Annotated in this window: 12 protein-coding genes and 1 tRNA gene; 3 read left to right on the top strand and 10 right to left on the bottom strand. The window is 37.5% G+C overall.

Annotated elements, in window-relative coordinates; genetic code table 11:
* Positions 1-187: transposase (locus ACRRVB_RS01095; RefSeq protein ID WP_432446213.1), on the top strand; the 187-nt coding region annotated here is incomplete at its 5' end.
* Here the strand turns inward: ACRRVB_RS01095 and ACRRVB_RS01090 are convergent.
* Genes ACRRVB_RS01090 through ACRRVB_RS01080 form a run of 3 tightly spaced genes read right to left on the bottom strand, consistent with a single transcriptional unit; the run spans position 158 to position 2,579 of the window.
* Positions 158-754 carry a 16S rRNA (guanine(527)-N(7))-methyltransferase RsmG gene (locus ACRRVB_RS01090; RefSeq protein WP_432466167.1) on the bottom strand — a complete coding sequence of 199 codons (597 nt, stop codon included), beginning with the start codon at positions 752-754 and terminating at the stop codon, positions 158-160. The genes ACRRVB_RS01095 and ACRRVB_RS01090 overlap by 30 nt on opposite strands.
* Before the next feature lie 12 nt (positions 755-766).
* Positions 767-1,324, bottom strand: coding sequence for an ATP-dependent protease subunit HslV (hslV, locus tag ACRRVB_RS01085; protein WP_432466168.1), 558 nt, complete (start codon positions 1,322-1,324; stop codon positions 767-769).
* A gap of 31 nt (positions 1,325-1,355) precedes the next feature.
* The gene (locus tag ACRRVB_RS01080; RefSeq protein WP_432466166.1) at positions 1,356-2,579 is read right to left on the bottom strand and encodes a dihydrolipoamide acetyltransferase family protein; all 1,224 of its coding nucleotides are present in this window, start codon (positions 2,577-2,579) and stop codon (positions 1,356-1,358) included.
* Positions 2,580-2,780: 201 nt separating this feature from the next.
* Between ACRRVB_RS01080 and tilS the strand changes: the two genes are divergently transcribed.
* Both tilS and radA read left to right on the top strand, forming a co-directional pair.
* Positions 2,781-4,106 (top strand): tRNA lysidine(34) synthetase TilS, encoded by a 1,326-nt coding sequence (gene tilS, locus ACRRVB_RS01075; protein ID WP_432466165.1) that lies wholly within the window; start codon positions 2,781-2,783, stop codon positions 4,104-4,106.
* A gap of 39 nt (positions 4,107-4,145) precedes the next feature.
* Positions 4,146-5,513 carry a DNA repair protein RadA gene (gene radA, locus ACRRVB_RS01070; protein WP_432466164.1) on the top strand — a complete coding sequence of 456 codons (1,368 nt, stop codon included), beginning with the start codon at positions 4,146-4,148 and terminating at the stop codon, positions 5,511-5,513.
* 362 nt (positions 5,514-5,875) lie between these two features.
* Here the strand turns inward: radA and ACRRVB_RS01065 are convergent.
* The 7 genes from ACRRVB_RS01065 to ACRRVB_RS01035 all read right to left on the bottom strand — a co-directional run.
* Positions 5,876-5,947 (bottom strand) — tRNA-Glu (locus ACRRVB_RS01065).
* Positions 5,948-6,049: 102 nt separating this feature from the next.
* The gene (locus ACRRVB_RS01060; protein WP_432466163.1) at positions 6,050-6,820 is read right to left on the bottom strand and encodes an outer membrane beta-barrel protein; all 771 of its coding nucleotides are present in this window, start codon (positions 6,818-6,820) and stop codon (positions 6,050-6,052) included.
* A 179-nt stretch (positions 6,821-6,999) separates the two neighbouring features.
* Entirely contained in the window at positions 7,000-7,668 is a 669-nt protein-coding gene (tsaB, locus tag ACRRVB_RS01055; RefSeq protein ID WP_432466162.1) for a tRNA (adenosine(37)-N6)-threonylcarbamoyltransferase complex dimerization subunit type 1 TsaB, read from the bottom strand.
* 32 nt (positions 7,669-7,700) lie between these two features.
* Entirely contained in the window at positions 7,701-10,343 is a 2,643-nt protein-coding gene (gene ppdK / locus ACRRVB_RS01050; RefSeq protein ID WP_432466161.1) for a pyruvate, phosphate dikinase, read from the bottom strand.
* Between the two features lie 76 nt (positions 10,344-10,419).
* Positions 10,420-12,114 carry a methionine--tRNA ligase gene (gene metG / locus ACRRVB_RS01045; protein ID WP_432466160.1) on the bottom strand — a complete coding sequence of 565 codons (1,695 nt, stop codon included), beginning with the start codon at positions 12,112-12,114 and terminating at the stop codon, positions 10,420-10,422.
* Between the two features lie 110 nt (positions 12,115-12,224).
* Positions 12,225-12,350, bottom strand: coding sequence for a hypothetical protein (locus tag ACRRVB_RS01040; RefSeq protein WP_432466159.1), 126 nt, complete (start codon positions 12,348-12,350; stop codon positions 12,225-12,227).
* 406 nt (positions 12,351-12,756) lie between these two features.
* Positions 12,757-13,377 (bottom strand): NlpC/P60 family protein (locus ACRRVB_RS01035; protein ID WP_432466158.1); only part of this gene is annotated, 621 nt, incomplete at its 5' end.

Below are 13,377 nucleotides of genomic sequence, written 5' to 3'. Positions count from 1 at the left end.
TGAATCTGTAAATAGCCAATTCCGTAGAGTTACTAAAAATAAAAGAGTATTTCCTAACGATATAGCTGTTTTTAAAACCTTATATTTAACTATTAACTACATGACCAAAAAGTGGACCATGCCTATTCATAATTGGAGTGAGGCTATAGCACATTTTTTAATTAAATTTGAAAAGAGAATTCAATAAAACATAAAAATATTTTACACACTTAATTGGACAGAGCCCTTTTAAGTATAGTATGCCATTATATAAGCTATTCTTATTTTCCTTAGCTATTTTGTCTTTTACCCAATCATAGAATAAAGCTAGAGGAGCAACCCCCCTTCCGATTACAAAATCATAGACGCCCTTTAAGTCTTCTCCTCTTCCCCAATCCACTGTAATATTTTTTAACCCAAGAGTTGTTACGATTGCTTGTACAGCTTTTATCTTTTTTGCGGTAGCATCGACTAAATGAAAATTTACCTCTGGAAACATAATGGCCAGCGGAATACCAGGGAAACCTCCCCCTGTGCCAAAATCTAAAATCTTAGTATGGACACGAAAAGTAATTACCTTAGCAATCGCTAATCCATGTAAAACATGGTGCAAATAAAGATGGGCTATATCTTTACGGGATATAAGATTGATTTTTGTATTCCAATGGCCATAGATAGCCTCTAAACGATTAAAAAGTGCTATTTGGTTGGGTGTCAATTGAGGAAAATAATCCGATACAATAGAAGCAGTATGGAACTTTTTTTGTACATCCATTCTTTTATAAACTTATACCGTTAAACTTTTATATTCAATCGATTCAAATACAAAATTATGGTTGGTATAGATACAAATATCTGCTGTTATGGTCAAGCTTTCTCGTACCATTTCCATCGCGGTTAAATGAGGCGCATGTTTGATCAAAGCCATAGCAGCAGATTGTGCATACATACTACCTGATCCAATAGCTGCTAACGGATAATCCGGTTCTAGCACATCACCTGTACCCGTAACCATTAATAACCCTTCTCGATTGGCCACTACCAACATAGCTTCTAACCGTTTTAGCATACGATCTGTACGCCAATCCTTAGCCAACTCAATAGCCGATCGCTTCATATTGCCGTGATAGCTTTGCAGCTTTTCTTCAAAACGTTCCAATAAGGTAAAAGCATCAGCAGTAGAACCGGCAAAACCAGCTAAAACCTTGCCTTCAAAAAGCTTTCTTACCTTTTTAACATTGTTTTTAGCAACGGTATGGCCAAATGTAGCTTGACCATCTGCACCAATAACGACTGCTCCATTATGGATCATCGCTAAAACAGTGGTCGATTTAACTTGGACCATATGATTATTATGGACTAGATGCATACGTTTTTTATAGTAATAGACTGAATGGCTTTTCCAACAACGCTTTTAAAGTAGATAAAAACAATGCCCCTGCGTGGCCATCTACGACGCGATGGTCACAAGACAATGTAAGCTGTAACATATGTGCAGGAACAACCTGATTATCTTCAAAAACAGGTATTTTTTGCATGGCTCCAACTGCCAAAATACAAGCTGCTGGTGGGTTAATAATAGCTGAAAAAGATGTAATACCGAACATACCTAGATTTGAAATGGTAAAAGTAGCATCTGTATAATCTTTAGGCGTCAATTTTTTTTGTTGTGCCTGTTTAGATAGAGTTTTTATGGTTTTACTAATTTGTACCAACGATTTTTGGTCTGCAAAACGCACTACAGGAACAAGTAAACCATCTTCAACCGCTACTGCTACACCTATATGCACATACTGGTAACTTCTAATTTTATCAGTCAACCATGCAGCATTTACCTTTGGATGTTGGACAAGTGCCAAGGCAGTAGCTTTAGTAATCAGGTCATTAATAGAAATTTTTGTTGATGCATATTGATTCAGCTCTGCGCGGATCTCAAATACTTTATTCATATTTATGTCAACCGTTAAGTAGAAATGAGGAATATTCATTTTACTATTTGTCAGCACTTCTGCTATTTTTTGGCGCATGGCAGAAATGGGGAAATCTTGATAAGCTGCTGTAGTAGACTGCTCACTTATCGAAATTTGGTCCAGTCTATCGGGTACAAAATGGATGACATCTTTCTTTACGACCCGTCCTGCTTCACCAGATCCCTGAATTTGTGCGAGATCATACCCTTTTTCTTTGGCTATTTTTTTTGCCAAAGGGGAGGCAATAAATCGATTGAAAGGTGGCTGCATATCGGAAGTAACCGCTACCATGTGGCCATCTGAAACTGATAATGGAACAGATGGTGTATCTATCGTAGGTTTATCCCCATTTATAGCAACAGAAGAGGCCAATAGCGTGTTAATATCCTCTTTAGGGTCTCCTATAATGGCAATGATATCATTAACCCTTGCAGCTGCTTTTTCTGCTACGCCTACATAGAGCAATGTACCATCTTCATAGGACTCTAACTCCATAGTAGCTTTATCTGTGTCTACTTCAGCCAGTATATCACCAGCTACCACTGTATCCCCTACTCGCTTGATCCAACGGCTTATGATACCATATTCCATCGTATCACTCATTTTAGGCATCCTAATGCACTCTGCCATATGCTTTATACAACAAATTAAAATAACTTAAACGACCTAACCTAGCTAGCGTATGGTAGGTGATGGGATCTATATTCCCTAAATTTAGAATAAATTTACATAATAATTTCGCAACTATACTGCTTCATCTATGCTTCCTTTACATAAAAAGAAGGATATGCATTGTTTGGTACTTATGGGAAGCGCTTCAACTTTAGCACTATGTTTACTTCTTTTTTATCCTTTCTAGCGCACAAAAAGTTAATCGTAGATAACGATCACCCTACTCTTTTAGCAGTAAGTGGTGGGGTAGATTCTGTCGTACTCTGCCACCTTTTTAAAAAAGCTTGCTTACCTTTTGCTATAGCCCATTGTAATTTCAATTTACGTGGCGCAGAAGCAGATGGGGCAACCGCATTTGTAAAAGCGTTAGCCGCATCTTATGAAGTTCCCTTTTATACCACCCGATTTGACACAAAAACCTTCGCAAACAACCACAAAATCTCTATACAAATGGCTGCCAGAAGCTTACGTTACCAATTTTTTGATAGACTACTACAACAACATGGATGGAATAAAATAGCTACAGCACATCATTGGGATGATGTCATGGAAACCATACTACTCAACTTTATTAAAGGAACAGGTATTAAAGGATTCTATGGCATTCAGCCGATGCACCATCAAATCATACGCCCACTACTTTTTGCTAGAAAAAAGGAAATCATAGATTATGCACAACAACAAAAGTTGCATTGGGAAGAGGATAGCTCCAATCAATGCAACCATTACCAAAGGAACTTTATTCGAAATAAAGTAATCCCTCTTTTACATCAAGTCAATCCAAACCTTGCATCAACTATGCAAACAACGACTATACAATTGAAAGAAATAGGAAATATATTTGAAAATCAAGTTTATAATATAAAAAAAAAGATAAGCACTTTTAAAGAAGGGATCCATTACTTAGCGATGCACTCCATCATCGATCAGCCATGGGCCACTACGGTAACATTTGAACTATTGCGTCCTTATGGCTTTACCTTTAAACAAATCAAACAGCTGCTTACAACTACTAGGAGCAGTGGAAAAATGATCCATTCAACAGAATATACGCTATATATAGATAGAGAAAATTGGTTGGTACAAAAAAAAACAGAACCGTTTCGGGAACAGGTCATTGCAGATACGACACGATCCATTGCATACGAGCATCATCTTCTGTACTTTCATTGTTACAAAAATGCCAACTATATGCTAAAAAAAACAACTATGACTGCAGCATTGGATTACGACAAGTTGCAGTTTCCACTGATCATGCGTCCATGGCAGTCTGGAGATTTTTTCTATCCCCTTGGTATGAAAGGACGTAAAAAGATTAGTGATTTATTAATTGACCTTAAAATACCAATTCCTATCAAAGAAAGGGTATGCGTCATCCTAAGTAAGGACGAAATTGTATGGGTAATAGGCCATAGAATAGACGAACGTTTTAAGGTAAACGAAACCACAAAAATGGTATATGAAATAACATGGACTAAACCATAAAATGTGTTCTATATTATTAGGCAGCTAAACAAAATTTATATGACATTTTTTTGTACAAACTGTGGGCTTGAATATGTTAAATGGCAAGGAAAATGCGATGGGTGTAAAGAATGGAATAGGGTCACCCAATTTAGTGCAAGCGGTCATACCAAACGTGGTATCATGGTAAACCAATCATCTACCAACCAGCCCAAAAGATTAGAAGAGATTGAACCGACTACTAGTAAACGTCTGCTATCTGAAGATGTAGAATTCAACAGAGTACTGGGTGGAGGGATTGTTCCAGGTTCATTGGTACTGTTAGGCGGCGAGCCTGGTATTGGTAAATCAACCCTTTTGCTCCAAATAGCCTTACAATTAAAAGCCATTAAAGTATTATATGTATCTGGAGAAGAAACAGAAAATCAAATTAAAATACGTTCTTCTCGTCTTGGATTGTCTTCACCAAACTGCTTTCTGCTACAGGAGTCTGCTTTAGTACAGATACTCAAACATGCAAATGATTTGGAACCAACTTTATTGGTTATAGATTCTATTCAAACTTTATATGATGAAGCAGACGAAGGAGCAGTAGGAAGCATCAATCAGATTAAGGCTTGTACAACACGATTGTTGCAGTATGCTAAAAGTAAAGATGTAGCCCTATTTTTAATAGGACATATCAATAAAGATGGGGGATTGGCAGGTCCTAAATTATTGGAACATATGGTAGATACAGTGCTGCAGTTTGAAGGAGATAAGTCATGCTTATATCGAATGGTACGAACCATAAAGAATAGATTTGGTCCTACATCAGAATTAGGGATATATGAAATGAAAGTAACTGGACTACATGGTGTGCACAATCCTTCCTCTATGCTACTTTCTCAACAGAACTATCCTGGTATAGCCATTGGCGCTTGTTTAGAAGGCACCAGGCCATTGATGCTCGAAATTCAGTCATTGGTAACGGCAACTAGGTATGGAAATCCTCAACGGAACGCTACAGGCTATGATCCCAGACGATTGAATATGTTGCTAGCTGTATTGGAAAAGCGAACTGGTTTGCGGCTACATGATCGTGATGTATTTTTAAATATTACAGGGGGGCTTAGGGTAGATGATACGGCATTAGATTTGGCCATTTGTATGGCGGTTGTAAGCTCCTTAAAGGATAGGGTTATCTCCAATAGCAAATGTTTTATAGCAGAAGTTGGACTAGGCGGCGAACTAAGAGGCGTACAAAGAGTAGCATACAGAATAGCAGAAGCGGAAAAATTAGGGTTTAAAGAAGCATTTGTAGCCATACAACATCAGCAGCTCTCTATATCTTCTAATATAGAAATTAATTTTGTTAAAAATTTAAAAGATTTAATAACAAGCATATGCATACTATTTTTGACACTCTTAAAAAATAATATTGGTTAAAATTTAATTTTAGAGGGGCGATTGTCCCTACCATCACAAAAAGTTTAGGAGGTGAGGCGAACCAGTAAAATAGTATATAGCGCGTATTAAATACGTTTTAGCATAGAAGAAACAATCAGATAGATAGATTATATAAATAGGTACTATATTAAATGAATAATTGCTTACCATTATTGCTAAAAATGCATTCGTAGGAATTTTTTAATGACATGCATTAGAAATATTTAATTTTTACTCTAAAAAACTATTGTATAACTATAGCTGCAAAGAAATTTTTACAAGAGGATGCATACATTACGTATCATATAACCTTTAGAGTATACTTTAGAAGTAAAAAATAAACAATTAATTTTATTGAAGCGTAGCCCGTAGGGGAATCGAACCCCTGTTTCCAGGATGAAAACCTGACGTCCTAACCCCTAGACGAACGGGCCTTTATTTAATAAGAGCCAGCTGATGTATACACCAGCTGGCTCTTATTATCCCCAGGTAAAATAAAGAATAGGCGCAAAAGAGCATATTGCTTTATTTCTAGCCTACTGTGTGAACAAAGACATAAAATTAAAACCTACACCAAGTGTAAGATGGTGTGTAGATAAGCGCTCTAACTTAGTAACATTCTTAAATATACTTTGATCCTTACCTTCTTCTAGGTTAAACCCTTTTTCGAAGGCAATTGCATACTTCGCATCAATAGCAAGCCCAAATGGAAATTCGTATCCAACACCACCATGCACGGCAAATCTATAAGAGGGAAGCTCTTTTTTCTTATCGTCATCTAGGTCTAGGTCTGTACCATCTTGTGTGCAGCTTGTTTTGACTGGAAAGTAAGGGGTAACACCTAAATTAATTTTTAAAATACCCGATTCCTCTTCACGGCCCAATGGATAGCAGTGTAGATGGAGTGGAATAGCAATACCATGGCTAGCCATAGCAATAGAGGAAGATGATTTCGGATTAGTGGTATTGCCCTGATCTGTATTATTATTATTATTATTATTATTATTATTCGCCTGCTTTTCTTCGGTTGTTAAAGTTCCTGCTAACTTCATATAGCCAGCCTCTACCCCTATGCCGATATAATCGGTAAATGCATATTCAGCATAGAGACCACCGTGAAAAAAAACGGTATCAAAAAATTTACCACCCGCTTTGTTTCCATTAATCTTAGTATCATTAGATGTGCTGGCATAGGATAGACTTGGGCCAATTTTGGCACCCCAACTAAAAGGATTCACTTCTGCCTGAGCATTAAATGCACCACAAGCGAAAAGGCCTGCTATTAAAGTTTTTTTTATGTTTTTCATATTAATATTGAAAATTGTATGTTAAGAAGTTTTTATTATTATTGATTCATTTATACATGAACTTTACTGCTCAGCAGTAATTTGACCTTATTATAAGCTAATTTGGCCCCACTAATGACTTAATAGAAGCAATATTAAAGTTAATTCACAAAAAAACCAAATAAATATGCTCAATTCTTTTATTTTTCCTGAAACTGGCTTAAATAACAAGGCCTATAATGGGCAACATCTGCCCAAAGCTGTTGTTGAAATTTAGCAAAAGCCAAATGGCCTATTTGTATAGCAGAAGGAACTACTTGTGCTATAAAACGGATGTTTTTTTTTTCTGTAAGGAATGTTTTGCATTTTAGTGCACCGTCTCCAAAAAAAAGTAAAGGTTGGTTGGGAAGTCCATCTTGGTATACCTTACTATCCAATAGCGCTACATGGGGAGGACATTGGATTTGACCAACCTGATCCGCTATAAGGGTATAAATAGCCGTTCGCCTTGCGTCAATGGCGGGACATAGTAAAGTATTTCCATCAACAAATGGACGCATGCCATAGGCCATAGCTTCTAGCGTACAAACCGCAATAAGTGGCACATTTAACCCGTAGCAAAGACCTTTCCCTACTGCGGTACCAATCCTTAATCCCGTGTAGGAGCCAGGACCACCAGAAACGGCTATGGCCGCCAATGATTTTCGATCATAGTTGCTATTTTCTAATAAAGTTTCTATGATCGGCATCAGGTATTCTGAATGCGAACGATCCATGCAAAGTGCAGTATGCGCTATCAGTGTACCACTATGGTGTAACGCAACGGAACAGACAGTTGTGGCCGTCTCAATGCTTAAAATAAGGGACATATAGCAGTATATTTTGCTAAGGATTAAGAGATTTAGACCAAACTTGCCTTTGCGGCGGCTAACTTTGCAATAGGTATTCTATAGGGAGAAGTGGATACATAGTCCAAACCTATCGACTCAAAAAATTGGATAGAAACTGGATCACCGCCATGTTCACCACAAATGCCTACTTTTAATGTTGGATTTGCAGACTTACCGTTCGTTATAGCCATTTGAATCAATGCCCCAACGCCTTCTTGATCAATCGTAACAAAAGGGTCTGCTTGTAACAGACCTTTTTGTTGATAATGTTCTAGAAACTTTACGCCATCATCACGTGAAATACCAAATGTAGTTTGGGTTAAATCATTCGTGCCCACACTAAAAAAATCCACTAATGGTGCAATGGTTGCCGCTTGCAAGGCTGCTCTTGGTAATTCTATCATTACCCCAAGCTTATATACAATATGGGGTGCTATTTTTTGATGTACCTCTTCTATGATATTTTTAAGAAAAACTACTTCTTTGGCATCAAAGACAAGGGGTAACATAATCTCTAATGTAACTTTATCTACTTCTAATGCAGCCTTAAACAAGGCTTGAAGCTGCATGACATAAATTTCTGGAAAAGTTATGGCCAACCTAGCACCACGATGGCCTAACATTGGATTTACTTCAGAAAGCACCTCTATACGTTTTTCTACTTCAGAAAGGGGATAGTCTATTTGCAACGCTAAGTTGGCCAACTCTTTTGGATGGCTAGGTAAAAACTCATGTAAAGGTGGATCTAATAATCTTACGGTAATGGGCAATCCATTTATCATTTGAAAGAGTTCTTTAAAATCTCTTTTTTGTATAGCCATCAATTGGGTTAAAAAGTCGATACGGGATGCTTTAGAAGGGGTTAAGATCATTTTTCTAAATAGGCACATGCTATCTGGATGAAAGAACATGTGCTCTGTTCTACAAAGCCCTATGCCTGCCATACCAAAAGATTGTGCTACAGCTCCATCTTGGACAGTTTCTGCATTGACTCTTACTTCCATTCTTTTCAGCTTATCTACCAGCTTCATAAAGGTTATAAACTCAGGGAAAGGCTTTTGCCTAATAGTGGCTACCTTACCCTTTATGACTTCCCCGGTGGTACCATTAATGGTCAACCAACTACCGAATGGAATTTTTGTCTGGCCAATAACCAGCCATTTATTTTGGCCATCTATGGTAATATCATGTGCACCGCACACACAAGGTTTGCCCATACCTCTGGCTACTACAGCAGCATGTGCCGTCATGCCGCCTTTGGTGGTTAAAATGCCTGTCGCCATTGCCATACTACCTATATCATCAGGTGTAGTCTCCGGCCTAACCAATAACACACTATCTATTTTTGAAATGGCTGCTACTTCTTCTGGTGAAAAGACAATTACACCAGAGGCAACACCTGGTGCAGCAGGAAGCCCTTGGGTTAATACTTCTGTAGTTTGGCTGTCATCCAATGTAGGATGCAACAGCCGCTCTATGTCGTTATAATCTATCCTTTTCAATACTTCTTTTGCATCGATCTTACCTTCTTGCATCATATCAATGGCTATTTTAACAGCAGCTTTGGCACTACGCTTCCCATTTCTAGTCTGCAACAACCATAGTTTACCTTGTTCAACGGTATATTCAATATCTTGCATCTCCCTAAAATAGTTTTCTAACTCAATTGCTAAGTTACTGAGCTGACTAAAAATAATGGGATATTTCTCTTCCAATGCATAGTCGGCTTGTTGCATGGATGGTATACCTTTTTTAGTAATGGGCCAAGGGGTCATTAGACCCGAAACCAACTCTTCGCCTTGGGCATTTATTAAATATTCACCAAATAAACTTCGTTCTCCTGTAGATGGATTTCTAGTAAATAGGACGCCTGTTAGACTATCTGTACCCCTATTACCAAATACCATAGACTGAATGGTAACCGCTGTCCCATCTTGATCATCTATATGGTTTAACCTTCTATAGGTAACAGCTCTTGCGCCATTCCAAGATTCAAAAATGGCAGCTATAGTCTTGCTAAGCTGTTCAAAGACATCTTGTGGATAGGTAGTACCTGTATGGGTCCAAATTATTTTTTTATAGCTATCAATAACTGTATGCAACGCGTTAAGACTTAATCCTTCCTCATGACGCAGATGCTCTTGTTGTTTTATATTATCTATTACAGCTGTAAATAGATGGTGGGGAATGCCCATAATGATATGTCCATACATTTCTATAAAACGACGATAGCTATCATAGGCAAATCTAAAATCTTGGGTAGCATGACCTAATAATTGTACCGTTTCATCGTTTAGACCAAGGTTAAGCAATGTATCCATCATACCTGGCATAGAGGTTTTAGCGCCAGAACGTAGGGCCAACAACAATGGGAAAGGACCACTTCCAAAATGCTTACCTGTTTCTTTTTCAAGTAGTTCGATCTCAGCTACCACTTGATTCCAAATGGGTTGGGTAATGGTTTGCCCCTTTGCATAATAGTCCCTACAACCATCGGTTATAATGGTAAAACCTGGTGGAATCGGAAAGCCTAAAGAGGACATCTGTGCCAGGCCATACCCTTTATTGCCCAATATAGATGGATTACCATTAGAATAATCTGTATTGTAACCAAAACGGTATACCCATTGTTCGATTTGCTTTTTATGCAACATGCTATATTAGTATTTTATAGATAGATTAGATTGCTACGTACTTCCATACATAATGGCAACCTAACCAATTATTTATTTACCCGATTGCGTCAGTAGATCTATTCTGTAATTTTCTTCGTTGTGCTTCAATGACCGCATCCTCAATTTTTTCAAATAACAATACAGGCGATGCCACTGCATTTCCTGATTTGACAAGATGGGCTACATGGACATCGTCCCAACCTGTTTCTTGTACCCCCAGCATATGCGCAATTTTTTCACTGGTTGTAGGTAAAAAAGGTTTCATCAAGAGGCTTAAGGTAGCAATAAGCTGCAACACGACATGCAATACAGTAGCCGCTTCCTCTGGATTAGACTTTACCAAATGCCACGGTCTCCTATCGGTTAGATATTTATTACCTAAGGTAGCATAACCCATACATAATTGGAGTGCTTCTTTAAACTTAAACTGTTCTATAGCCTTACCTACTACTGTAAAAGAAGCTGTTAATGTAGCCAATACAGCCTGATCTGCTTGATTAGGTTCAATGATAGGTGGCACCAATCCGCCAAAATATTGGTGTACCAGACTTAAAGTTCTATGGACCAAATTGCCAAGGTTGGCTACCAGTTCACGATTGTTTTTATCTTGGAAATCTTGCCAAGTAAAATCGCTATCTTTGTTCTCTGGCGCAATAGAACAGAGCACATAACGCAATACATCTGCTTTACCCGGAAAATCTTCCAAATAATCATGGAGCCAAACCGCATGGTTGCGGGAAGTAGAAATTTTTGCTCCCTCTAGATTTAAAAATTCATTGGCTGCCACCTGTTGGGGCAAAATAAACCCGCCATGTGCTTTGAGCATAACAGGAAAAATAATAGCATGGAATACAATATTGTCCTTTCCAAGGAAATGGACCAGCTTTGTATCAGGATCTTTCCAAAAAGGCTCCCAATCGACCTCTTGTGCTTCAGCCCAATCTTTGGTTGCGCTAATATACCCAATCGGTGCATCGAACCAAACATACAGCACCTTTCCCATCGCTTCAGGAAGAGGAACAGGGATGCCCCAAGCCAAATCACGGGTGATGGCGCGGGGTTGTAACCCTTGGTCTAACCAGCTTTTACATTGACCATATACATTGGTTTTAAAATCTTTATGTTCTTCTAAAACCCACTTTTTAAGCCAATGTTCATATTTATGCAGGGGTAGATACCAATGTTTGGTCGATTTTAAAATAGGCTTTGCACCGCTAATAGCAGAAATAGGATCGACTAACTCTTCTGGACTAAGTGTGCTGCCACATGCTTCACATTGATCTCCATAGGCATCTGGATAGTTGCAATTGGAACAACTGCCTTTGATGTAGCGGTCAGATAGAAATTGATTACAAACAGGATCATAGTATTGTTCTGTTTCATGTACTTGAAATATTCCTTTTTGATGCAATTCCTTAAAAAAGTCAGATGCTGTTGTATAATGGATAGGTGAAGAAGTTCTTCCAAAAACATCAAAGCTAATATGCAGTCCCTGCAACGCTCTTTTAATAAGCATATGGTATTTGTCCACTATCTTTTGAGGGGTAGCCCCTTCTTGCTGGCCACGAATCACTACAGGTACTCCATGTTCATCAGAACCACTGACAAATACTACCGTAGCTTTTTTTTGCCTTAAATAACGCACGTAAATATCAGCAGGAAGATAGGCACCTGCCACATGACCTAAGTGGATGGGCCCATTTGCATAGGGCAATGCAGCGGTAACCGTATATCTTTTTGGATCAGCCATGTATATAAAATATATAGATAATTTTTACTATTGATTTTGTAAATAATACAACGATAAAGGCTATTGCCGAAAGCAAATATATTAAGAGTTTTTTGTTTTTTATCCTATATCTATAGGGCTGATCTATTAAATGATAGCGTTTTACTATAGTGGACCGAAAAAAAGGTATGCTTGCATTTACGCCGACTAACTGAAATATCTGATAAACTTAATTGATCGCTTACTTTGATTGCCATATAAATACTATAAAAACATTAATTACAAACGATAAACAATACATACAAGTTAAACTTTTACATAAAATTTAAACTTACTTTTTTATTCTAAAATCTAAAAATCTATTGTAAGAGTCTCAATCTCTTCAAATGTTACTCCTCTATAATCACTGTTTATACTATGTTTACTAGTTTTATTGCAAGAAATAGTAATCAGTAAGAATATAATCCCCAAAATCGCCCTGTATATTGATATATACATGCAGTTATGCCATGTAATTTTTATACTATTTCTGTTGTTAATAAGTATACTATCATTTTTTAAATTTGAATTTTTAAGCGCTTGTGTTGCTTATACTTTTTTTGCTATCTATTTAGAAATGCTACTGTTTTGATGAACAATTTTTGTATACCTATAGTTCTATCCCTATAGTATATAGGGTAAAATAAGGTTAGGATAGCCTGGTGGTAGGTGATTCAAATGACTTACTTGAAACGTATCTCTACTTAACAGTGAGTTAAAATTGGGATCTTCTGGGTAACTAAGTAATAGCGGCAAAAATACCGCAGCGCCAATTATAGATATTTTATCTCTTGCTACATTACCTAACCCCCAAATATTTTGGTAACTCATTACCATAGGTGACTTTTGATCAACTTGTGAAAAATTCCCTAGGTACAAAAAGATATGGCCTTTAATATACATTATGGTAAAGAAGGGATTTCCATGATGAATTAGATAAGTAAGACGCTGTGTTGGCGTATCAGTACTCAAGTCAACCATTTCTGTTATCTTTATCTGGTCACGTGATTGACGGGGCAACCAAATACCAAAAGGAAGAAACATCCCTTTAAGTTCTGCAGAACAGTCGTTATAGTATGATAGCCCTCCCCAACCATAAGGTCTCCCTTTCAAGCTATTTATTAATTGAGCAAAATTTCTTGGTGATGACTTTATAGGTATATATGCTGCGTGTGTTGGATTAACTACCACATCTGATAAAAATGCTTTTCCTTCTTTATCAGTTATAGGTACAGACAAGATCAG

Source organism: Candidatus Cardinium hertigii (genome assembly GCF_050864855.1).
Classification (GTDB): Bacteria; Bacteroidota; Bacteroidia; order Cytophagales; family Amoebophilaceae; genus Cardinium; species Cardinium hertigii_C.
Note: the sequence above shows the minus strand (reverse complement) of the source record. Positions and strands in the feature narration are given on the sequence as shown.